Genomic DNA, 21436 nt, shown 5'->3' with positions numbered 1-21436 from the left:
AAAAGGGATGGTTTACCAGAGCTTCCAGGGGGCTGAACCCTCATTCCAAAGCGCATCGAGGACCATCTTGTCCTTGAGCGTGTCCATGCACTTCCAGTAGCCCTGGTGCTTACGAATGACCAGTTCCCGGCTGCGGGCCAGAGACTGCAGTGCGCCGTCTTCAAGTATGGACTGATCGCCGTCGCGGATGTGGTCAAAAATCTGCGGTTCAAAGACAAAGAAGCCGCCATTGATCCAGGCTTCGTCGCCCTTGGGCTTCTCCACGAAGCTGGTCACGATGCCGTCCTCGTCCTCGAAGGTACCAAAGCGGCCATCCGGCTGAACGGCGGACATTGTGGCGATCTTGCCATGTGACTTGTGAAAGCTTCGCAGGGCATTCAGATCCATATTGGACACCCCATCGCCGTAGGTGAGCATGAACGGTTCCTCGCCGACAAAGTTCCTGGCCTTCAGGATTCGGCCGCCGGTCATGGTCGCTTCGCCGGTATCGAGCAGGGTTACTTTCCAGTCTTCTTCATGTTGGTTGTGGAACAGTACGTCGTTACTCGCCAGATCGATTGTCACATCGTTCTGGTGTAGGAAGTAGTTCATGAAGTATTCTTTGATGACGTAGCCTTTGTAGCCAAGCAGGATCACGAATTCATTGAATCCCTGCGCTGCATAGAGCTTCATGATGTGCCATAGCATCGGACGTCCGCCAACGGTGACCATCGGCTTTGGAATCTTGGACGTTTCTTCGCCCAGTCGCGTGCCATAACCACCGGCTAAAATCAGAACTTTCAACACCCTCTCCCCAGCAGCTTCCTGCAATATGTAAAGACACGATAGATCCAGTCGCGCCGATTGGCGCCCGAATCAGACAGATCGCCCCACCTATAAGTGGCATTTTCCAAGTTAGTGACCAGTTTGGTCGCTACCACAGGCATGGCGTGGTTAGTCTGCACATAGGCAGCGGTGCGCTCGGCTAGGTCGTGCGCATTGTGCCCATAGGCTTCGAGCAGCACATCGAGCGCCCGCCCGGGCGGATAGCTCCGAGCGCCGAACAGAATGCGTCCGAGCGTGAAGCCGCGCTCTTCGAACAGCCAGCGATATCGATAGACGTTCGCGACGGGGCCGTAGCTTGGATCGAGTAGAATTGTCGGAATGCCCAGGCGCGCACCATCCAGTGCCGCCGTACCCATTGCCAGCACGATATCGGCGCGTTCGCTCAGGAAGGCGTCGAGCTGGTCTGGCGCCACGCTGTCGATGAACTCAAGGGTTACGTGCTTGATCGTGGTGGCGTGTGCCTGCAAGAGCGACAGGTAGGGGCCGCTGCCGACAATAGTCAACTCGACCCTGGCGCCGGTCCTGCGGCAATAGTCCTCGGTGTCAGTGATAGCGCGAGCAATGATGGTGTGCTTGAAATCAGCGATGCGCCCCACCCAGACAAGCCTCAGCGTGTCGTCGGCGCCGTGTTTACGCGGCGGCACCAGCTTGGCCGGCGGCGAAGCGACAGGTATTGGCAGGTAGATCGGGTCGTCGATCTTTGCGCCCAGAAAGCGCCTCGTCGCTGATACGTTCTCTTCGTCCATAAAGAAGATGGCGTGCCTGGCATACATGGCCTCGACCAGACGCTTGTTGATGGCGCGGCGCCCGGCCAGCGCCGTTCGCAGGCTGGCTGTGAGCAATGCCGGCAGCCGGTAGCTGATTTCTCGCACGCCAGGAAGTGCGGGGACTAGGTTGAAGGGCAAGCAGTTCCAGAACACCAGCCTGGTGCCGGGCGCGACGTCGAGACCCGGAAAAATCGACCAGGGGTTCATGGACTGCAGAACAAGAACGGCGCCAGTGGGCACCTGCGTCCGGCCGTCATCAGAATAGGTGACCAGCTTGACCCGGTCGGATTTGAGGTTCTTCGCCATGAAGCCGTCGGCATAGTCGATCAGCGTGACGTCCATGCCCAAGTCATGAGCCAGATAGGTGCCGACCCGCAAAAATAGCAAGCTGATGCCGCCTACGCCCCGATAGGGGAAGCATAGGAATATCGGCGGGCGAGCAGGCAAATTGTCCCTCATGGCTGGGCTTGTCTTATGTTCCGCTCCAATAGCAGTTCACTCAAAAGAAACAATAGACCTGCCGCCGATCGTCTCATTGATCCTGAGGCGGTCGGCTGGCGCTGTGCGGCGGGGAGCAACTGTACCCAGGGGGCGCGGGGTTGTTGCGTCGCTGTTGCTTTTATGCCAATTCTACCGCCCGAATTGGACTAGAATGAACAACGCGGGCTAGGTGTTGCCATGGACTTTCAATCAGGCCGGGCGCTCCGCGCAAAGCTGAAATCGGGCGCCGTGAGCGTGGGCGCCTGGCAGACACTGGGCCAACCGGCGATCGCCGAAGTCTTCGCCGGTACCGGCGTTGATTGGGTCATGATCGACATGGAACATTCCATGCTTGACCTTCGCGATGTCTCCGAGGCCATCCGCGTCGTGGACCTGATGGGCAAGGTGGCGCTGGTGCGTCCGCCCGAACTGGATCCAGCGCTGATCAAACGGCTGCTTGATGCAGGCGCCCACGGTATCATGATCCCTAATGTGATTTCACGGCAGCAGGCTATCGATGCGGTCGCGGCGACGCGCTATCTGCCCACCGGCATGCGTGGTGTCGGTCTGGGCCGCGCCCAGGCCTATGGCAACGGGTTCCGCGAGCAGTTTGACTGGGCGCTTGAGGGCGCGCTGGTGATCGTCCAGATCGAAGACAAGCGCGCAATCGAAGACCTGGACGGCATATTCAGCGTTGATGGCGTAGATGCTTTCTTTGTTGGTCCTTACGACCTGTCGTGCAGTTTGGGTGCGCCGGGGAACTTTTCCACCGATGCCTTCAACCAGGCCATGGAAACCCTTCTGCGCAAGGGTCGGGAAATGGGTTTGCCGGCAGGATATCATGTGGTAGAGCCCAATCCCAGCGACCTGCAGGCGCGGGTTGACATGGGCTATAGACTAATTGCCTACGGCGTTGATTTTCGCCTGCTACACCGTGGGATGGCGGATGCACTAGCATCGCTGTCCTAAAACTGTAACGCACTCACTCAGGGGAGAGTAGTTGACCACACTTATTGTCATTCCGGCACGTATGGGCTCGTCTCGCTTCCCCGGCAAGCCAATGGAAAAGATCTGCGGCATGCCGATGATCGGTCATTGCCTGAAACGGGCCGAGCTGGCAGCAGGCGTAGATGCCGTCTATGTGGCGACCTGCGATCAGGTCATCTACGACTACATCCGCTCGATCGGTGGCAATGTAGTGATGACCTCGCCAAGCCACCAGCGCGCGACCGACCGTACGGCCGAAGCGTTGAGCCATATCGAGGCTGAGGCGGGTCATTCCTATGACTATGTGATCATGCTTCAGGGCGACGAACCCGCCGTGGCGCCGTCGTCATTGGCGGCCATGGTCCCGGCTTTTGACGATGCCGGCGTCGATATCGTCAACATCATCTCCGAGTTTACCTCCGAAGAGGCCTTTGCTGACGTCAATAACGTCAAGGCCGTGTTCGACCAGCAGATGAACGCGCTGTATTTTTCGCGCGAACAGATTCCGTCCCCATGGAAGGGCCATGCCGGATTGCCGCGGTGGATGCAGGTTGGCATCATCGCCTTCCGGCGCGAAGTGCTGACCTGGTTCCTCAGCCAGCCCGAGACCCCGCTGGAACGTATCGAGTCCGTCGACATGAACCGCGCACTTGAGAATGGCCGCAAGATTAGGCTGATCAAGAACCCCACGGCGACACTGGGGGTGGATACCCCGGAAGAGCTCAGGACTATCGAGGCCTGGCTGGCCGCAGATCCGGTAACGCGGCAGTACCTGAAGCTTGATTGAATGGTCGGGGACTGCACCCATGCGTGAAAATGACATCCGTCCGAGGGAATTGCTCAATGAATATCTGCGGCTGAGCGAGCAGGACGCGACCACGCTTTTCACCGACGGTGCCCGAGACGACGTGCCCTGCGTTGCCTGTGCGAGTACCCATACGGAGCACGCCTTCACCAAGAAGGGCTTTGGCTATTCGCGCTGCCTGGAATGCGGCACGCTTTATCAAACGCCGCGTCCGCGTCTGGAGGTGTTCGAGCGCTTCTACGTCAATTCGGTCTCATCCGATTTCTGGGCCAAGGTGTTCTTTCCGCAGGTGGCGGAGTCCCGGCGTGCGGCAGTATTTGCGCCGCGTGCGGCCGAGCTTGCCCGGATGCTCAAAGAGCGCGGCTTCTTGGCGCGGACTGTGGTCGATGTGGGCGCCGGTCACGGTGTGTTCCTCTCCGAGCTGGTGGCTCGCCTGGCTGGTGCAACTGGCATTGCTGTAGAGCCTTCGTCTGAAATGATCGAGAGTTGCCGCAAGCTCGGATTTGAAGTGCGTGAGGCGCTGGCCGAGGACGTGACCGACCTCGATGGCCGGGGCGACCTTGTCTGCTCGCTCGAAGTCATGGAGCATGTTCATGACCCGCTGCGCTTCATCTCCAACCTGGCGACATTCACGGCGCCTGGTGGCTGGGTCTTCTTCACCACCCTTGGTGCGGACGGGTTTGACATCACCGTGCTGGGTGAGCACGCCAACGCGGTATTTCCGCCCCATCATCTCAATTTCATGTCTGTGAAGGGCTTCGAAATCCTGTGCGGCCGTGCGGGTTTAACCGATGTCGAAGTGCTGACGCCCGGCCAGCTTGATGTTGACATCGTGCGCAACAAGACCAACGAAATCCCCGGGCTGCTGGACGATCAGCCCTTCATTCGTGCCCTGCTCGGCAATGAGCAGGCTGCAACAGCATTTCAGCAGTTTCTGGCCAATAACCGCATGAGTTCGCACTCTTGGGTGCTGGCGCGAAAGCCTGCCTGAGATGGCTCAAACCGATCGAGGTTACAGATGAGCCTGCGTGTAGGCATAGCTGGCTATGGCGTGGTGGGCAGTCGCCGCCACCAGTGTCTTGACAGAAATCCGCACACCACGGTCGTCGCCGTGGCGGACCAACGGTTCGCGAGCGCTGCTGCGCCGGCAGGCCTCAAGGTGCATCCTGACTATCGCAGCATGATTGCCGCAGAAGAGCTGGACGTCGTGGTGATCTGCCTGACCAATGACGTTGCTGCCGATGCGACCATTCTGGCGCTGGAAAAGGGCTGCCACGTCTTCTGTGAAAAGCCGCCTGGGCGAAGCGTCGAGGAAATCCGCCAGGTTAGCGCCGTCGAACAGACGCGCCCGGGGCTCAAGCTCAAATATGGCTTCAACCACCGCTATCACGAAAGCGTTCTGGAGGCCAAGCGCATCATCGAAAGCGGCGACTACGGCAAGATCATCAGTTTGCGTGGCGTCTACGGAAAGTCCCAGATCATCACCTTTGGCCAATCCGACTGGCGTACCCAGCGCAAAGTGGCTGGTGGGGGTGTTCTGCTCGACCAGGGCATCCACATGGTAGACTTGATGCGGCTCTTTGCCGGCGATTTCAAAGAGGTGCACAGCTTCATCTCCAATTCGTTCTGGGGCTATGACGTCGAAGACAATGCCTATGCCCTGATGCGCACCGCCGACGGCGTGGTGGCCATGCTCAACAGCACGGCGACCAGTTGGCGCCACCGGTTCAGCTTGGACATCACGATGGAACGCGGCGCGGTTGCGCTCGGCGGTATCCTGTCTGGCTCCAAGAGCTATGGCGCCGAGACGCTCGCCATCATCGAGTCCAACCCCGAGCAGGACAATGGCGACCCCAAGGAAACCCTGATCCGCTACAATCGTGACCCGAGCTGGCAGACCGAGGTGGACGACTTCGTTGACCACGTGTTGTCCGACAGTGCGGTCGAGAGTGGATCATCGCTGGATGCGCTGCGCACGATGGAACATGTCTTCCGCATCTATTATAGCGATCCCGCCTGGCGGCAGTTCGCCGCTATCGAAAATCCAGACGCCTGAGGCTATCCAATGAGCACGTTGCTGAACCTGCACGACCACGACATCGGGCGCTACTCGAAGAACTATTTCCGCTATCTGGCCGAGATTCTCGACGGAATTGATGTCAGTGAGATTGACGCGGTCGCCAAGGCGATGATCGAGGCGCGCGAACAGCGTCGCATGATATTCATCATTGGCAACGGTGGCAGCACCTCAACGGCAAGCCACATGGCAAACGACCTGGCAATCGGCAGTCGGCTCGCCGAGCGTCCGTTCCGGACCATGAGTCTTTGCGACAACAATTCGATCCTCACCGCGGTCGGCAATGACTTCGGCTATCACGAGATCTTCACCCGGCAATTGGCCTACCAGGCCCATCCGGGAGACCTGCTGATCGCAATTTCGGCCTCCGGCAATTCCCCAAATCTGGTGCATGCCTTCGAATGGGCCAAGCAGAACGGCGTGACCACGATCGCGCTGACATCGTTCGTCAATGGCGGCAAGCTGCGGGAAACGGCAGATTTGTGCATCCATGTTCCGACCGACCCGGCTGAATATGGCCCGGCCGAGGATGCGCATCTGATCCTGAACCACGTGTTCGTATCCTACATGACAAAGCATCTGAACGACGCAACGAGGGGCTGAGGAATGCATGCTCAAAAGACGGTCCTGGTCACCGGCGCCAGCCGCGGAATTGGCTTTGAGATTGCGCGGCAATACGCCGAGGACGGCTATCGGCTGGTCACCTTGAGCAGCAGCGCCTGGGCTCGTGACGACCTGGTGCCTGCACGGCATTTCAGCGTGGATCTCTCCGATCGGGCTGCGGTGGATGAGGCGGCTGAAGCCATGCGGGGCGAAGCCATCGACATTGTGATCAACAATGCTGGCATCAACAAGATCGCGCCCTTTGCCGAGATCGATCCTGCGGAATTCCAGCGCGTGCAGGACGTCAATGTCTATGCGCCGTTCCGCTTCTGCCAGGCGGCCATTCCGAACATGCTGGCCAAGGGCTGGGGCCGGATCGTCAACATTTCCTCGATCTGGGGCATGCGCTCCAAGGAACTCCGCGCCAGCTATTCGACGAGCAAGTTTGCCATCGACGGCATGACGGCAGCCATTGCCGTCGAGCACAGCCAGAATGACATTCTGGCCAATTCGATCGCGCCGGGTTTCATCGACACCGAAATGACCCGGGGGCTCCTCAACGACGCCCAGATCCAGGCCCTGCTCAGCCGCGTTCCGGCGCGGCGCCTTGGCAAGGTCACCGAGATTGCAGCGATCGTGAAGTGGCTCGGCAGCGACACCAACACCTTCATTACCGGTCAGAACATTCCCGTGGACGGGGGCTTCACGCGTGCTTGAGAACCTCGAAATACAGGCGCAAGGCGGTCCATATTCGGTCACCTATGTCGATGCACCCCGTGCGGCGATTGCGGCAGCCCTCAAGCCGGGGTGCGTGGTACTGGCCGATGCGCGCGTCGCCGAGCTCTATCGCGAGGATTTCGCTGCGCTGGGGGATATGCCCTGCGTCTATATCGAGGCGACGGAAGATGCCAAGTCCATCGCCCAGATCGTTCCCGTGCTCGAGCAGCTTGCCGAATTGGGCTTGAAGCGCAACCAGACGCTGGTCGCCATCGGTGGCGGCGTGGTTCAGGACATTGCCTGTTTTATCGCTTCGATCTTCATGCGCGGCATCGCCTGGAATTTCGTGCCGACAACGCTGCTGGCCCAGGCCGATAGCGCCATCGGCTCCAAGAGCTCGGTGAACATGAAGGCGGGCAAGAACATTCTTGGCACCTTCTATCCGCCCAAGCAGATATTTGTCAGCGTGCGGTTCCTCAAGACGCTACCGGAAGAGGAGGTTCGCTCCGGAATCGGTGAGATCATCAAGGTGCATACCATCGACGGGCCGGCCTCGTTTGACTACCTGGCCGAACGGTTCGAGCGGTTGACCAGCGACGACGCAATCCTTGCCGAATTCATCTCGCGCGCACTCAGGATCAAGAAGCGCTATATCGAAATCGATGAGTTTGATCGCGGGCCGCGCAACATCTTCAACTATGGTCACAGCTTCGGCCATGCCATCGAGACTGCGACCCATTATCATATCCCGCATGGCATTGCCGTCACGATCGGCATGAAGATCGCCAATGATTTTGCGGTGGCCCTGGGACGCATCGAAGCGGTACACCGCAATCGCATGCTCCCGGTCCTGCAATACAACTATGCCGCCTACAAGGACTATCCGATCGATGCCGAGGCCGTCTTTCAGGCCATGGCAAAAGACAAAAAGAACAGCGAGGCCGGCTATCGCATCATTGTGCCCAGCGGCCCGGATGCCGTAATCGAAGCCATCACGGTCAAACCGGACGACTTCTTTCAAGCTACCCTCAGCAAGGCCCTGGTGCGATAGCGGCTACCAGTTGGGGTAGAGGCAATCCGCCAGCGTTTGAGCAATTACCGAAATGGATTGCTGGTCGGGATAGAGCTTGGCCGTTCCCACACTTTCGCGGCTCACTTCGGGCTTGAACGCGGTGTTAGGCGCCGTGTGGTGGGCTGGATCAAGCTCGAGGAAGGCGCAGATTGTTGCAATCGTACGGGCGGGTTGGGCGACGAGTTCCTCAAACCAGACGCGCAGGACCCGTGGGTTGTCGGCCTTGGGCAAGGCGTCCCAATGCAGGCGGTGCCGCAGACAGAAGGCGTTCACATCGTCGGCGGCAAGGAAGGTTTTGTTAAGGCCATCATTGTCGAAGGCCTGCATACTGCGTCTGGCTGCTTCGCTGCTTCGCTTCTGGCCGGTGGCAAAGACGTCGCGTGGATCGCGAACCACCACGATCTGCCGGGCATTGCCGAGCATGTCCAGGCCCGGAGTGGGATTGAACGGCTCGATTGCGTTGTTGAGGATGGCGCCGGTCTGACCAGGCTTGAGCAAAGGCGCATAAAGTCGCTGCATGGCCCGGCTGGCCAGCAGATCAAAGCGCCGCCCATCAATGACGGTCACATCGTGCAGGAAATGCTCGCGCAGGCCAAAACGCTTGAGAAGGCGCTTGGCGAGGCGCCAGGCCCCCGGTATTTCGTAGTCGTCATAGGGCCACTCGGCACGGTAGCGCAGCGCCAGCAAGGCCGCACAGAACTCGTCCCAGACGTCGAAATACCCAGGACCAAAATGGCGCGAATAGCGCTGGCTGGCGCTCCGGATCATCGCGCCGATCTGCCAGGGCCTAGGGTCTGCACCTAGGGTGTAAACGAGGCGGGAAAACCGCTTGAGGGCGGCATGGGAGCGGACCGGCGACCAGTCCTGACTTGCGGCATGGCGCAGATCGAGCAATCCGCCCGGCGCGCGGATGAGATCGAATTCGAACTGGAAGTGCGGCACATAGAGCGAGTCGAACTCGCGCAGGAGGTCGGTGACCGCCGATTTGCCGGAACTGCCAATGCCGGAAACATCGATGAATCGGATCGGCAGCTGCCCGGCCCGGTTGGTCGCATGATTAAAGGACATAGTCGTCCAGTCCATTGATCGCGGCGCGCCCCATGGCCAGGACAGCCTCCTTTGCCGAGCCGCCGATATGGGGCGTCACCACAACGCGCGGGTGCGCGATCAAGGCGGCTGCCGTGTCCGTACGAGGTGGCTCGACGTCCAGAACGTCCAGCGCCGCACCGACAAGCTTGCCGGCATCCAGCGCCGCCAGCAGGGCTGCTTCGTCCACAATGCCACCCCGGGCCATGTTGATGAGCACGGCATGATCCTGCATCAGGCCAATCTCTTGAGCACCTACCAGGCTGCGCGTGGTGTCGTCCAGAGGCGTGTGCACCGTGATGACATCGCTTGTCTGGAGGAGGGTTCGCAAATCCACCTGTTCGCATCCAGCCTGGGCGGCGTAGCCGCCCATATCGACAATGTCATTGATCAGGATGCGGCAGGCGAAGGGAGCCAGCAAAGCAATCACGTCCTTGCCGACATGGCCGCAGCCGATAATACCTACGGTCTTTTTCGTGAGCTGGTTGCCATTGAGCTGGCGCCAGCTACCACCTTGGGTTTCGGCGACAGCGGCTGGCACGAGATGCAACAGCGAAATGGCGGCCGAGAGCACCAGTTCGGATACCGAGCGGCGGTTGACGCCCTTGGTCCAGCCGAAGCCAATGCCGGCGTCGCGAAGGGCGGAAACATCGATCATGTCGATGCCCACGCCGTATTTGCTCAGCACCTTGAGATCGGTCAGTTCAGCAATCACGCTCTGATCAACCTTTTCGAGCGCTGTAATGGCCTTCTGATGCCCCTTAAGAAACGAAACCAGGTCGGTGCCCGCCAGTCGGCGTCCATCATCGTTGAACGTCACATGCTCATAGCGTTCGAGCAGTTCTGCCCTCAGGATGGGATTGAGAGAGAATGAGCGAGACGCGACTGCCACATGGTCCTTGGTATTTCGCACGTTTCTAGCGTTCCGGTGGTTTGAAGGGGAGCGCATGCCCATACCACCGTTCCCGAAGCAATCCTAGTCTGGCCGGTGGTGCCCTACATCGGAATCAAGACTACAGCGCGGGCTATCATCAACAGCCAAGTTGCACGGCGTTTCTTGGCACTCGCAATTCGCAGACACTATCGTGTACGCCGATCCACCGATAACAATCGCTGCACAATGAACCGATTCGTTCCTTCCTCTACTGCGGCAATGGATGTAGCGCTGGCGCGGCTGCCGGGGGCATTGCGACAGGCGGGATTTTGCGGCGATGTCGCGACCGACCTGGCGTCGCGCGCGGCAATGTCCACTGACAATAGCGTCTATCAGATCGTGCCGGGCATGGTCGTCGCCCCCTTCGATGCCCAGGACGTGGGCCGGCTGCTGTCCGTACTGGGGCAGCCGGGGTTTAGCGGCCTTCCCATCACCGCTCGTGGTGGCGGAACGGGCACCAATGGTCAGTCTCTCAATGAGGGGGTTATCGTAGATTTTCGCCGGCACATGCACCGAATGCTGGCGGTCGATGTGGCGGCGGGATGGGTTGATGTCGAACCGGGCATTGTCCTGGACGATCTTAACCAGCAATTGGCCCATACTGGTCTGTTTTTCTCGCCCAGTACTTCGACGTCCAACCGCTGCACCGTTGGGGGCATGGTCGGCACGGATGCCTCCGGCAAGGGGTCGCGCATCTATGGCAAGACGGCCGACAATGTGCTGGGTTTGACCATGATGGTGGGCGACGGCCAGACGCTCGACAGCCAGATGCCCGTGCCCGAATGGGCTACGCCCATAATGGACGAGATTGCGGCCGCCTGCGATGCGGGCCGGCCGGCTTTGCTGGCCAATGTCCCCCGATTGTCCCGACGCTTTTCTGGACTCGACTTGGAGCGGGCCCGCCCTGACAGGGAGCGTCTGGAATGGTGGCGCCTGCCGATTGGCGCAGAGGGCACGCTGGGCCTGATCACGCGCCTACGGCTGAAGCTGGTGAAGAAGCCAAGCCAGTCTCGGCTCTGCGTCCTTGCCTTTGACAATTTCTCGGACGCACTCGACGCGACACTGCCGCTGCTTTCTGCGGAGCCGCTGGCGATCGAGGTTATCGACGAATGGGTGCAACGTCTGGCAATGGAAGCGGCGCTGCTTGACAGCTTGCCAGCAGGGATCCGGGGGGATGGCGCCGACCGGCCCGTCTATGCCTTTGTTGAATTTGCCGGTGACGATCCCAAAGCACTGGATCTTGGTGTGGCGCAATGCCTGGCCATCGCCAGCGAGCTGACAGGATTTCGCGGCGCGTACACGACAGGCAAAGCGGGCGAGATTACTCACCTGTGGTCGGTCCGGGCTGCCAGCGTTGGCCTCCTCGGTGGTACCGGCGGGCGTCGACGCCCCATCTCATTTGTTGAAGACTGCGTCGTTCCTCCCGAAAATCTTTCCGCCTTTGTGCACGAGATTACTGCCATTCTTGGCGGGCACGGCCTGTCGTATGGGATCTACGGCCACGCAGATGTGGGGTGCCTGCATGTCCGCCCGGCACTCGACATCGATGATCTGGCCGACCGCGACCTCTACCGGTCGATTTCGGATGCGGTCTATGAGGCCGTAACGGCACATGGCGGCATCTTCTGGGGCGAGCACGGCAAGGGCATTCGCGGCGAGTACCTCGAGCGGTTTGTCGGGCCAGAGGCGTATGGCGCATTCCAGCGCATCAAGGTTGCGTTTGATCCGGCTGGTCGGTTCAATCCGGGCAAGCTGATTGCCGGGCAGACGCCACTGCTCGGGATCGCCACCACACCTTATCGAACCACGCAAACAGCGCCCGCAGATCTCTTCGCGAAGGCCTTCGCCTGCAATGGCAATGCCCTGTGCCTGACCTATGCGGCCAAGACGCCCATGTGCCCGTCGTTCAAGGTCAGCGCGGAGCTTCGCCACTCTCCAAAGGGGCGTGCTGAGGCCCTCCGCGCGCTTGAGCAGGCACGGGTGGCCGGCCAGGCGACAGAAGAGATGGAGGCAGATGTCTTTGAGGCACTGGATGGCTGCCTGGGCTGCAAGTCGTGTGCGGCTGGATGCCCGACCCATGTGGATGTGCCCGACATGAAGTCGCATTTCCTGGAACGGTACTACAGCAAGCGAAGACGCCCTATGTCCAGCCTTGCCGCGATGCTTCTGGAGGCGCATATCGGCACGCTAATGCGCTTCAGATCGGTGTTGCGTGCCTTGGCATGGACCCGTGTATATGGACTTGCCGCGCTTGGTCTTGGGCTCATCGATCCGCCGCTACCGTCGCGACATAATCTGGGACACCATGCGATTGAGGCCCTCTCGGCAAGCGAGGTGGCAGAGCTGCCTTTAGACGCGGGACATGTTGTCCTGGTGCACGACCCCTTTACTGCGCTTTTCGATACAAACTCGATTGCAACGATTGCCGAGGGACTGCGGGCGCTTGGATATGCGCCGGTCGCGCTGTCGGTGCAGGCGAGCGGCAAGGCGGCATACGTTGCCGGAGCCCGCGCTGTTTTCGTCCGCCAGGCAAAAGCGATGGCTAATGCGCTTCGAATTGCATCCAGCGCAGGCCTGCCACTCGTTGGCCTGGATCCGTCGCTGGTTTACATGCTGCGCAGCGAATACCCCAATGCGGGAATCGCCGACATGCCCTGGGTGTCAGCGGTCGAAGAATTCCTCGTGGCTGAACTCGCGGGCGGTCGGAGCTTTCCTTCCATCCCGGGAGCGAACACGAAAGCTGTTGTGTTTACCCATTGCACCGAACGCTCGATGCGTCCGGCCGTAGCAGCCGACTGGAAGCGCATTTTTGCTGCGCTGGGGCTGGACGTGACGGTTCAAGACGCCGGGTGTTGTGGCATGTCGGGCCTTTTTGGGCATGAAGCGCGTCATCAGGGCTGGAGCCGCAAGCTCTATGATCTTTCATGGAAGGGGTCGGTTGACGCGGCCGATGAAGTGTTTGCAACCGGCTTTTCCTGCCGTTGCCAGGTTGAGCGTTTCGGCTCAGTGGCGGCAGCCCACCCACTGGCCCTCGTAACCCGTCGCCGAGCGGCTAGCGGACGCTCTATTAACACACCACCACATTGACCGCGAGTCGGATTTTCCATGTACTGGTCGGTCGCCAAGGCTTATAGCGGCGCTGACAAGTTCCTCGGCCAGGTCATCTGAAACATGCCGAGCAAAGTGGTGGCTATTGTGTTGGATGTCTAGGCTACTAGGCTGTGTTGACAAAAGGGATTCCCAAATCGCTGCCTGACTGATTCAAGGTTTCCTTTTAGAGGAGGCAGTTTTGGCTCGGGGCGATCTGACTGATGACGGGTGGGCGCTGTAGGGGCTTTATTGCCGGCCGAGCGTGGTCGGTGGTCTCGGCCAGCCCTGGACAACCGGCGCTTTCTGAACGGAATGCTCTATGTGTTACGGGTCGGCTGCCCCTGGCGCGACATGTGTGAACGCTATGGCAAGTGGAATTCAGTCTATGTCTGGTTCCGCTGCTGGGCCGAGCAAGGGATCTGGGACGCCTTGCTGGAATCCCTGGTCGAGTTTGGGCTCGCCGACGACTGGCAGCACATGATCGACAGCACCACGGTGCGCGGCCACTCTCAGGCAGCGGGCGCAAACGTATGGCCCGCCCCGGTGCAAGCAATGATCAGGGTCCGCTGCCAAGATGGAGATCCGCGCGTCCTGATCCTCATAAAGGGGCCGGCCTCGAAGGCCATTTTGCAGCGCCCGCAGCCAGGATCCCGTCGCTGTGTCGCTCCTGGCAAGCGTGGGCATCGCGGATCGGGCACCCTGGATCAGCATCTTGCGCAGATACCTGCTTCCACGCTTGGTGATTCCCAGCAGTTTTGGCTTGCCGCCAGTGGTGGCCTGACGAGGTACAAGGCCCAACCAGGCGGCGAGATCTCGCCCCATATCAAACGTCGCTGCGCAGCCCACCGCTGCCACAAGTGCGGTGGCATTCAACGCCCCTACACCGGGAATGCTTGTCAGCCGCCGGGCCCGATCGTCGGTTTTGGCCATGCCTGCGAACTCAGTGTCAAAGGCCGCGATCCGGCGGTCCAACTCCTCCCAAAGAGCGCGCATGTCCCGCAGCAGGAACGCCATGCGCGGGCTCAGCGGGTCCACATCGGCGTCCAGCAACTCACCCAAAAGGAGACGCAATCGGGCATGTCCTTGCGCCACAACATGGCCACGCTCCAGCAGAAGGCCTCTGATCTGGTTGGTCAGAGAGGTTCGTTCACCCACTAGGCGGTCACGCACTCGGTGCAGTGTCTGAACATCAAGCTGCTCTTCGCTCTTGAGCTCGACGAAGCGCTCGGTCGGGTCGCCGCTTCGGCAATCGCCTCCGCATCACGGTCGTCGTTCTTTTGCGCTTTCACGTACGGCCGCACATACTCTGGCGACATTAGCCGGATCTCGTGGACCAATGCCGCCAGAGACCGGCCCATATGATGGGCACCGGAACATGCTTCCATTGCCATAATGCAGGGCTTTAGCTTCGCTGCGAATGTTACCACGCTGTCGCGGCGCATTCGCCGACGCACGACCACTGAACCATCGGCGTCGAGACCGACGATGCTACAGCTATTCTTGCCCAGGTCGATGCCGAGGATCACTAAGTTCATGGTCCGTTACTTCCTTTTTTGGACAGCGGCACCTTACACAGACGCCAGTGGGAGGGGCGGGCCGCTCATAAGGCGGGTCTTGGTCGAAGCCGCGGCGGCTTTACGAGCAAAATCCACGCACGCGCAGACGGTCAGGGACGCCCTCTTGGCTTCGTCCTCACGGGCAGCGAAGCCTCCGACTATAAGGCCATCGATGACCTGATCGCCTTGCCTGTCGCCAAACCCAGGCTGATGCTGGCCGACAAGGGCTACGACGGCGACGATATCCGCGCCAGCCATCCGCGGCGCGCCGCACCTTCGCAACAATCTTGTGAATATGGCGGCCAGCGCAGGGGTGCTGGGCGTTGCCGGCTATTACTGATCGTTTTGGCACTGGTGTGCGAAGTAGTTCGCGCGCCATCGTCGAGCGCGACGCCCTGGACCATCGCATTTGTAGCCACCCTTGTCGGTGGTTTCATTGTCATGGGCCTTACCATGCAATGATTGGAATTTTTAACGCACCACGACTGGCGCTGCCATCTGCGTGCTCGTCGGGGTGCTGGCGCGGAAGGGGACAGATATTGATCGAGCCTGAACCTGCATACTGATGCCACCCCTTTCGTAATGGATCGGGTTCCGTTGTTGCCAGGAAGGCAGAGGTCACGTTTTGGGACAATTTTGGGACAGAACATCGTACCAAGACGGGCAAAACCGTCTATCGTTATACAATAACATATGTTATATTTCAGAGTGTTAGAAAACTAAACCAAGTGGTGAAATAGGGCTTTTAAGCATTCCGAAGGCAGAGGCCACAGGTTCGAATCCTGTCGGGTGCGCCAAACGTTGTTCTAAGTTTTGAATTCAGTACGCATTTTGGTTGAGCCTTTGGAAGGCTGTTCTTCCCTTGCTCTTCCTTCATGTCTGATCGATCTTTCTGCCATAACGCAAGAAAGACGACCTCATGCTAACCAAAAAACTCAAAGGCGCGCAATACATCTACGAGCGGATCTCCGCAGACGGTCGCTTGACGTCTTACCAGGTGAAAATCCGTCGCAAGGGATTTCCCAACCAGATTACCAGTTTCGATGACCTCGAAGCGGCGAAATAATTCGTTCGTGACGTGCTGAACGATCACAACAAGGGCCACAAAGTCGATCGGTTACTGTCCCAACGCACCACGGTGGCAGATGTCATCAGGGGTGGCATTTCCGCCATCGATAACGGCAAACGCAAGTCCAAGGGGGCGGCCAATGAGCGCCAATAGATCAGTAGCTCTCAACTGCGAACCTAGACGCAGCGTACTGGTGCTTTGGAAAGACCGTATAATCGTCGAAGTATTTATTGCGGGGACAGATAGCCAAACGGAGCCGCCGCACGCATCGGATCGAATTGCACTTCAGGGCTTGGACGCGGCCAAGGGAGCCTCACGCGCCTCGCCATTGGTCTGGAACTGATTGTCCCGCACGTGGCTGTCGTTCTGATGGTCTTGTGACAGCGGCCGATATGATTCGCACAGCTGCGGCACAGGCGCGGATGGTTCAATAGGGCGTACGGCAAATGCGAAACGCTGCTCCACCGCCTCAACCTGAGCTTCGTTCACAAATGCGGGCTTCGATTCTAAGAGACGCTAGAGCGCCTGACTGATTTCCAACCGGGTGTTCCCTGATCGTCCTCCGACCGGTCAGCCCCTGCGTCGAGGCAAGCGACCAATCGGCCTGCCGGTAACGGGGTCCCGGTCGAGCGAACACTTAGCGCGAGGGGAGGCAGACCACTCCAAAAACTGTACGAGACTATCTACCTGGTCGTCATAGCGGCCATTGGGGAAGGCAAGGAGCTCCCGGCGAAGATCGGTAAGCCAGGAAGCCTCGATCGGCAGCAAGTAATTCCCGGTTGCCAACCTCGCCGTCTGCGCCTCAAAGCGCGTGCGTCTGTCCAGCTTGGTTACGATTCCCAGATAGCGCGTCTCCTGCTCCCGCTGTTCCCGGTGTAGCTGTTGGAGCAATGGGTATCCAGATGCAGCCCTTTCGATCAAAACCCGGTCAGCCCTCCAGCGGGTGGCAAAATAAGGACAAGGGTCTTCAGGTCAGGAAAGTCCAGCTTCTCGCGAATGAGATCAAGCAGATACCACTGACCATTCCGCAGGCCCCAGGTCATACCCACCGAGAAGTCGCTGGTGGGCTCAGCGGTAAGTGCGGTGTCCCAGCTTTGCACCACGTACTGGAAGTCGCTGCGGGTCAAGTCCGGCTCATATGTTCCGAACCACTCCCACCGCAGCCGGTTGCTACCAGGAGGGGTGGGGTCCTGCTGATACTGCGCGGAAAAAACCGCTGGCCCCATTTCGACCCGCAGTTGTTCCAGCACCTGCAGCGGCTCGCGCTCCGGGCAAAGCGCCTCTCCTTTGACGCGATGCCGGAGGCGTCTGAGGCCAATCGGCACAGCAGGCAGGTCGAGGTGCTCGAACTGCTTGTTGGCGAGCAGGTGACCTGGCAGATCATCCTCGTGCAGGCGCTGCTGGATGACAATGATCTGACCCGTGCTCTTGTCGTTGAGCCGTGAGAGCAGGGACTGCTCATAATAATCGCGCGCCCGCTGACGCTCGACAGGGGAGGAAGCATCCGATGCCTTCATCAAGCCATCGACAATGATCAGGTCGGCGCCAAAGCCGGTGACCGCCCCGCCCAGGGAGCCGGCTTTGCGACCACCATTGCCGGTAGTGATCTGCTCGTCCGCGCGATTGCCCCTCAGCAAGTCGGGTATGGGGGAAGAGGTGCTCGTACCAGGGTGAGGTTAACACCGCGCGAAAGTCGCGTGCTTGCTTGGCCGCAAGGTCCCCGCCATAGCTCGCCACCATGATCTTGAGAGAAGGTTCGTGACCTAGCATCCAGGCCGGTAGCGCCACGGCGGCGCAGATAGACTTGCCGTGCCGGGGCGGGACCGTGATCACCAGGCGCCGTGTTGCGCCTGAGGCCACCTGTTCGAGTGCATGGCAAATTGCCTCCACATGCCAGGAAGGAACAAAGTCCAGTCCGGGATGCAGCAGCTCAAAAGCCTTCCAGGCGAAGGGAAACAAATGCGTGCGCTGAACAGCTGCGCTGACAACGGCAGCATTCGTGGTGTCTCCTCCTGATCGGAAGAGCGGTTTGCCTCGATAAACCACTGCAGGATCGCTTTGTCAGTCTGAGACGGCTCAACTGGTGACAAACTCGCAGGACCAGCCAGATTGACCGCCGGTCCGCCAAAGCCGGCTTCCTGAAGCTTGTGAACCGCCAGCAGAATCTTGACGTCACCTGTTTCGGCGAAGCGGTTGGCGAGTTTGGTGATGCCAATCTCGCTCTTGCTCATGCGCTTTGTGCGACCACCCTCCCTAACGGGAACCTTGGCCCCGAATTTTTTGGTTGGTGCCAGCCAAGACCGCAGGCTTGCCGCTGATGCTCTGCCAGCGGCGGATCGCAACATCCACATAGACCGGGCCGAGCTCGATGCCATAACCGACGCGGTGGCTCTTCTCGTCCGCGATAAGGGTGGTGCCCGAACCGCAGAAGCAGTCCAGCACACTTTCGCCGACACGCGTGCAGTCCTTGATGGCATCGGCAACAAGCGCCCACGGCTTGACCGTGGGGTGGGCCGCGAGATCATCCATCCGGCCCTTACGGAAGGTATTCACCCCCGCATAGCCCCAGAGCGTTGTGCGGAAGCGACCGTATTTGCCGAGCTGGATGTTGTTGATGTGCGGGATGTTATCCCCGCCATTCTTGAACACATGCACGAACTCGGTCTGCTGACGGTAGAGGCTGCCCATGCCCGCATTCGTTTTGGCCCAGGTACAGGTGGTCTTAAAGGTCAGCTTGGTCTGGCGAGCGGCCGACAGGAGCTCGAAAGAGTGAGCTGCATCCATGCAAACATAGTGCAGAGCGCCAGGCACAGAGTGCTCGCATGTAGCCCTGGAGAAAGCCGGTAAACTCTCCTTCGCTCATCTCGCCCGATGCCATGGCAAATTCGCGGTGCCTCACGCGGCCCTTGCCGCTCACATGGCCATGCACCGGAACATTCCGTCGAGGAGAATGCGATAGCTGTCTTCGTCCAGGCTCTGGATGTGCAAATCGATCTCAGCGGTTTCAAAGCCAGTGAGCTCCAGGATTTCCAGATCAAGCTCGACGGCAGCCAGGTCTTTGAATTCGAGCGCAAGCGCGGTAGCGTCCCAGTGAGACAATTCTCCAAGACGATTGTCTGCAAGGCGATATGCCTTGATCACCTCGGGCGAGAGGTGGCTCACCCGAATGCCCGGAACCTCTTTGAGCCCAAGTGCAATAGCAGCTGCAAGCCGGCCATGACCGGAAACCACTTCGTTTGAGGCATCGACAATGATCGGTACGAGAAAACCGGCCTTGCGGATGGTGCTGGCCAGCTTGGTAATCTGCCGGTCGTCGTGCACGCGCGGATTGCGGTCGTAATTCTTAATGCTGTTGATCGGCAACTGCTCGATAGCAGATGCCAGGAAGATACCGGTAGACGAGCTCTCCGCCTGGCCGCGTTTGCGGCTCTGCTTGGCGGGGGCGCTTTGGTCGGACTGTGAGACGCTTGATCATCTGAACCTCGTCGCTGGCCGAGTTAGTGCTCGGCCGGGTAAATGGAGGATCACAACGATGGGTTGGAAAGCGCAGAGCAGTAGACGAGCATAAGCGCTCCCCAAAGGTCCCAATGCGAGATCCAAGGTGAAGCGTCTACTGCCCGCGACCTGTGTGATGACCACTCACCAAGGTCCTGTGGTCCACCACAGTTAGCGTTCTGCAAACTGGAACTACGCGTCTTGGTTGGTCTCGGCGCAGCTCATGAGGAGTAGTTAGAAACTGGACCTACTGCCCGTCAAGATCAGATTAAATCTAAATTGCAAAGCATGAGCACGCGCGCCTTCAGTTGCTTGCATCGAAGCTCCCCCTTTGCAAACTCCGGTCGCAAGCTGGTTTCCTTGATATGGCACCGGATTTTCCCTGTTCCGGTTGGCTAAATCCCTGTTCTCATTGAAGAAAAGAACTTGGAAAATCTACGCAAAATCAGAAGCTTGGCTGCTCCACGGTTGGGGATGCGGAGCCAGAAAGTGAGCGAAATACCCTGTATTTTCCCGGCGAACAGGGAATTTGTGGCAAGGCAAGCGGAGAGCAGTTCGCAGCCGACTGCCTCCACAGCCAGAAATTCCTAGGTCGCTGATATGTGATGCATTCGCCCTAATGAGGGGCCGGATGACATCGCAGCTGTATTACAGGCGTGCGCTACAAACCTTTGAGCGGGTAAGTCAGCCATTCGAGCCCAGCGGCTACACGCCCTGGTAGGCGGATACCGGCTTCGCCCCGGCTTCCCAGTGGTCAACAATGCGGGCCTTCAGTTCACCGCCTGGCCCGATTTGTCGAACAAGAGCGCTTTGCCCGGATCGACATCAAGCGCGAGGCTATCGCCACGTCTTAGTATCTGGTCGCCTTCCAGCACGGCTAGCCAAGATGCCCCCGAAGGCAATTCGAGATTGACGATGGTCTCATTGCCTAGCCGCTCGACCAGGCCAACCCGGCCGACAATGGTGCCCGATGGCGCGACAACCAGATCATGCGGGCGAACGCCCAGGGTCAACCTGTCACCGGGGCGGAGACGACCGGCGGGAATGGCGACCGGCACGCCCGCCACATCGGGGCCGCTGACGGTCACGCTGTCGCCGACCACCTTGTCCACGCCCGCCTCGACGAAATTCATCTTGGGCGATCCGATAAAGCCGGCAACGAACAGATTGGCCGGGCGCTGGTAAAGCTCGATGGGTGCGCCCACCTGCTGCACCACGCCGCCATCGAGCACCACGATCTTGTCAGCCAGGGTCATGGCCTCGACCTGGTCGTGGGTGACATAGATCATGGTGGCGCCCAGATCATTGTGCAGTCTTGAGATTTCCATGCGCATGTCGACCCGCAGCGCGGCATCCAGATTGGAAAGCGGCTCGTCGAACAGGAAGACTTCCGGCTTGCGTACAATGGCACGGCCAATCGCCACGCGCTGACGCTGACCGCCCGAGAGCTGGCTGGGCTTGCGATCCAGCAGATGCTCCATCTGCAGGATGCGTGCTGCCTCGCGGATCTTCTGGTCACGCACATCCTTTGGCGTCCGGGCCAGTTTCAGCCCGAAGCCGACATTGTCATAGACGGTCATGTGCGGGTAGAGCGCGTAGGACTGGAACACCATGGCGATGCCGCGGTCGCGCGGCTCGACAGCGTTGACCACCCGGTCGCCGATAACCAGTTCGCCGCCTGTTATATCCTCGAGCCCTGCGATCATGCGCAGCAAGGTGGACTTGCCGCAGCCCGATGGGCCGACGAACACCACGAATTCGCCGTGCTCGATGGTGAGGTCGATCCCCTTGATGACCTCGACATTGCCATAGCTCTTCAGGAGCTGTTTCAGTTCAAGCCCGGCCATGGTCGGTCTCCTTCATGAAAGTCATC

The 21436-nt window shown here is 59.5% G+C and carries 19 protein-coding genes and 3 pseudogenes; 11 read left to right on the top strand and 11 right to left on the bottom strand.

Going from position 1 to position 21436, the window contains the following annotated elements; genetic code table 11:
• Window positions 1–12: 12 nt before the first annotated feature.
• Together rfbF and GGR20_RS04500 are read right to left on the bottom strand one after the other, a co-directional pair.
• On the bottom strand, window positions 13–783 hold the full coding sequence (gene rfbF / locus GGR20_RS04505) for a glucose-1-phosphate cytidylyltransferase (protein ID WP_183309988.1): 771 nt from the start codon (window positions 781–783) through the stop codon (window positions 13–15).
• Complete coding sequence (locus tag GGR20_RS04500; protein ID WP_183309987.1) at window positions 780–1979, bottom strand: glycosyltransferase family protein; 1200 nt, start codon at window positions 1977–1979, stop codon at window positions 780–782. The genes rfbF and GGR20_RS04500 overlap by 4 nt, the downstream gene beginning before the upstream one ends.
• Before the next feature lie 291 nt (window positions 1980–2270).
• On the opposite strand from GGR20_RS04500, the gene GGR20_RS04495 reads away from it, so the two are divergent.
• From GGR20_RS04495 to GGR20_RS04465, 7 genes are read left to right on the top strand one after another with little or no spacing between them, the layout of a single operon-like run.
• Complete coding sequence (locus GGR20_RS04495) at window positions 2271–3041, top strand: HpcH/HpaI aldolase family protein (RefSeq protein WP_183309986.1); 771 nt, start codon at window positions 2271–2273, stop codon at window positions 3039–3041.
• A 31-nt stretch (window positions 3042–3072) separates the two neighbouring features.
• Complete coding sequence (locus GGR20_RS04490) at window positions 3073–3846, top strand: 3-deoxy-manno-octulosonate cytidylyltransferase (RefSeq protein WP_183309985.1); 774 nt, start codon at window positions 3073–3075, stop codon at window positions 3844–3846.
• A gap of 19 nt (window positions 3847–3865) precedes the next feature.
• Window positions 3866–4855, top strand: coding sequence for a class I SAM-dependent methyltransferase (locus GGR20_RS04485; RefSeq protein WP_183309984.1), 990 nt, complete (start codon window positions 3866–3868; stop codon window positions 4853–4855).
• A 27-nt stretch (window positions 4856–4882) separates the two neighbouring features.
• On the top strand, window positions 4883–5920 hold the full coding sequence (locus GGR20_RS04480) for a Gfo/Idh/MocA family protein (RefSeq protein ID WP_183309983.1): 1038 nt from the start codon (window positions 4883–4885) through the stop codon (window positions 5918–5920).
• Between the two features lie 9 nt (window positions 5921–5929).
• A complete protein-coding gene (locus GGR20_RS04475; RefSeq protein ID WP_183309982.1) occupies window positions 5930–6544 on the top strand; it encodes a D-sedoheptulose-7-phosphate isomerase in 615 nt (204 codons plus the stop codon).
• Between the two features lie 3 nt (window positions 6545–6547).
• Window positions 6548–7261, top strand: a complete 714-nt coding sequence (locus GGR20_RS04470) for an SDR family NAD(P)-dependent oxidoreductase (protein WP_183309981.1) — start codon at window positions 6548–6550, stop codon at window positions 7259–7261.
• Window positions 7254–8312, top strand: a complete 1059-nt coding sequence (locus tag GGR20_RS04465; RefSeq protein ID WP_183309980.1) for an AroB-related putative sugar phosphate phospholyase (cyclizing) — start codon at window positions 7254–7256, stop codon at window positions 8310–8312. The genes GGR20_RS04470 and GGR20_RS04465 overlap by 8 nt, the downstream gene beginning before the upstream one ends.
• Window positions 8313–8315: 3 nt before the next feature.
• Here the strand turns inward: GGR20_RS04465 and GGR20_RS04460 are convergent, their stop codons facing one another.
• Together GGR20_RS04460 and GGR20_RS04455 are read right to left on the bottom strand one after the other, a co-directional pair.
• Window positions 8316–9401: a sulfotransferase gene (locus tag GGR20_RS04460; protein ID WP_183309979.1), complete on the bottom strand. Its 1086-nt coding sequence runs from the start codon at window positions 9399–9401 to the stop codon at window positions 8316–8318.
• Complete coding sequence (locus tag GGR20_RS04455) at window positions 9391–10332, bottom strand: NAD(P)-dependent oxidoreductase (protein WP_210283047.1); 942 nt, start codon at window positions 10330–10332, stop codon at window positions 9391–9393. The genes GGR20_RS04460 and GGR20_RS04455 overlap by 11 nt, the downstream gene beginning before the upstream one ends.
• 207 nt (window positions 10333–10539) lie before the next feature.
• On the opposite strand from GGR20_RS04455, the gene GGR20_RS04450 reads away from it, so the two are divergent.
• Window positions 10540–13440, top strand: coding sequence for an FAD-binding and (Fe-S)-binding domain-containing protein (locus GGR20_RS04450; RefSeq protein WP_183309977.1), 2901 nt, complete (start codon window positions 10540–10542; stop codon window positions 13438–13440).
• A 202-nt stretch (window positions 13441–13642) separates the two neighbouring features.
• Window positions 13643–13968 (top strand): annotated as a pseudogene (locus GGR20_RS19210) (IS5 family transposase); the annotation flags it as partial.
• A 105-nt stretch (window positions 13969–14073) separates the two neighbouring features.
• Here GGR20_RS19210 and GGR20_RS04440 read toward each other — a convergent pair.
• Window positions 14074–14978 (bottom strand): annotated as a pseudogene (locus GGR20_RS04440) (IS110 family RNA-guided transposase); the annotation flags it as partial.
• A 66-nt stretch (window positions 14979–15044) separates the two neighbouring features.
• Here GGR20_RS04440 and GGR20_RS04435 point away from each other — a divergent pair.
• Together GGR20_RS04435 and GGR20_RS04430 are read left to right on the top strand one after the other, a co-directional pair.
• Window positions 15045–15248 (top strand): annotated as a pseudogene (locus tag GGR20_RS04435) (transposase); the annotation flags it as partial.
• Window positions 15249–15918: 670 nt separating this feature from the next.
• Complete coding sequence (locus tag GGR20_RS04430; RefSeq protein ID WP_183309976.1) at window positions 15919–16065, top strand: hypothetical protein; 147 nt, start codon at window positions 15919–15921, stop codon at window positions 16063–16065.
• 573 nt (window positions 16066–16638) lie between these two features.
• On the opposite strand, the gene terL is transcribed toward GGR20_RS04430, so the two are convergent.
• From terL to GGR20_RS04415, 6 genes are all read right to left on the bottom strand, one after another.
• Window positions 16639–16989 carry a phage terminase large subunit gene (gene terL / locus GGR20_RS18595; protein ID WP_276511865.1) on the bottom strand — a complete coding sequence of 117 codons (351 nt, stop codon included), beginning with the start codon at window positions 16987–16989 and terminating at the stop codon, window positions 16639–16641.
• On the bottom strand, window positions 16986–17705 hold the full coding sequence (locus GGR20_RS18590) for a hypothetical protein (RefSeq protein WP_246349376.1): 720 nt from the start codon (window positions 17703–17705) through the stop codon (window positions 16986–16988). The genes terL and GGR20_RS18590 overlap by 4 nt, the downstream gene beginning before the upstream one ends.
• Before the next feature lie 192 nt (window positions 17706–17897).
• Window positions 17898–18299, bottom strand: coding sequence for a hypothetical protein (locus GGR20_RS18585; protein WP_246349375.1), 402 nt, complete (start codon window positions 18297–18299; stop codon window positions 17898–17900).
• Window positions 18300–18321: 22 nt separating this feature from the next.
• The gene (locus GGR20_RS18440; protein WP_210283046.1) at window positions 18322–18852 is read right to left on the bottom strand and encodes a DNA-methyltransferase; all 531 of its coding nucleotides are present in this window, start codon (window positions 18850–18852) and stop codon (window positions 18322–18324) included.
• 129 nt (window positions 18853–18981) lie between these two features.
• Window positions 18982–19431 (bottom strand): ParB/Srx family N-terminal domain-containing protein, encoded by a 450-nt coding sequence (locus tag GGR20_RS18435; RefSeq protein ID WP_210283045.1) that lies wholly within the window; start codon window positions 19429–19431, stop codon window positions 18982–18984.
• Between the two features lie 902 nt (window positions 19432–20333).
• Window positions 20334–21410 carry an ABC transporter ATP-binding protein gene (locus GGR20_RS04415; protein WP_183309975.1) on the bottom strand — a complete coding sequence of 359 codons (1077 nt, stop codon included), beginning with the start codon at window positions 21408–21410 and terminating at the stop codon, window positions 20334–20336.
• Window positions 21411–21436: the final 26 nt, after the last annotated feature.

It is taken from the genome of Devosia subaequoris (assembly GCF_014197055.1).
GTDB classification, from domain to species: domain Bacteria; phylum Pseudomonadota; class Alphaproteobacteria; order Rhizobiales; family Devosiaceae; genus Devosia; species Devosia subaequoris.
This window is presented reverse-complemented; position numbering and strand designations above follow the sequence as displayed.

What these genes read in the sequence shown, in the direction of transcription:
- GGR20_RS04460 (WP_183309979.1), bottom strand. Translation starts at nt 9,401, where the DNA reads ATGTCCTTTAATCATGCGACCAACCGGGCCGGGCAGCTGCCGATCCGA.
- GGR20_RS04495 (WP_183309986.1), top strand. Translation starts at nt 2,271, where the DNA reads ATGGACTTTCAATCAGGCCGGGCGCTCCGCGCAAAGCTGAAATCGGGC.
- GGR20_RS04480 (WP_183309983.1), top strand. Translation starts at nt 4,883, where the DNA reads ATGAGCCTGCGTGTAGGCATAGCTGGCTATGGCGTGGTGGGCAGTCGC.
- GGR20_RS04415 (WP_183309975.1), bottom strand. Translation starts at nt 21,410, where the DNA reads ATGGCCGGGCTTGAACTGAAACAGCTCCTGAAGAGCTATGGCAATGTC.
- GGR20_RS18440 (WP_210283046.1), bottom strand. Translation starts at nt 18,852, where the DNA reads ATGGATGCAGCTCACTCTTTCGAGCTCCTGTCGGCCGCTCGCCAGACC.
- GGR20_RS04485 (WP_183309984.1), top strand. Translation starts at nt 3,866, where the DNA reads ATGCGTGAAAATGACATCCGTCCGAGGGAATTGCTCAATGAATATCTG.
- GGR20_RS04470 (WP_183309981.1), top strand. Translation starts at nt 6,548, where the DNA reads ATGCATGCTCAAAAGACGGTCCTGGTCACCGGCGCCAGCCGCGGAATT.
- GGR20_RS04475 (WP_183309982.1), top strand. Translation starts at nt 5,930, where the DNA reads ATGAGCACGTTGCTGAACCTGCACGACCACGACATCGGGCGCTACTCG.
- GGR20_RS04450 (WP_183309977.1), top strand. Translation starts at nt 10,540, where the DNA reads ATGAACCGATTCGTTCCTTCCTCTACTGCGGCAATGGATGTAGCGCTG.
- GGR20_RS04430 (WP_183309976.1), top strand. Translation starts at nt 15,919, where the DNA reads ATGCTAACCAAAAAACTCAAAGGCGCGCAATACATCTACGAGCGGATC.
- GGR20_RS18585 (WP_246349375.1), bottom strand. Translation starts at nt 18,299, where the DNA reads ATGAGCAAGAGCGAGATTGGCATCACCAAACTCGCCAACCGCTTCGCC.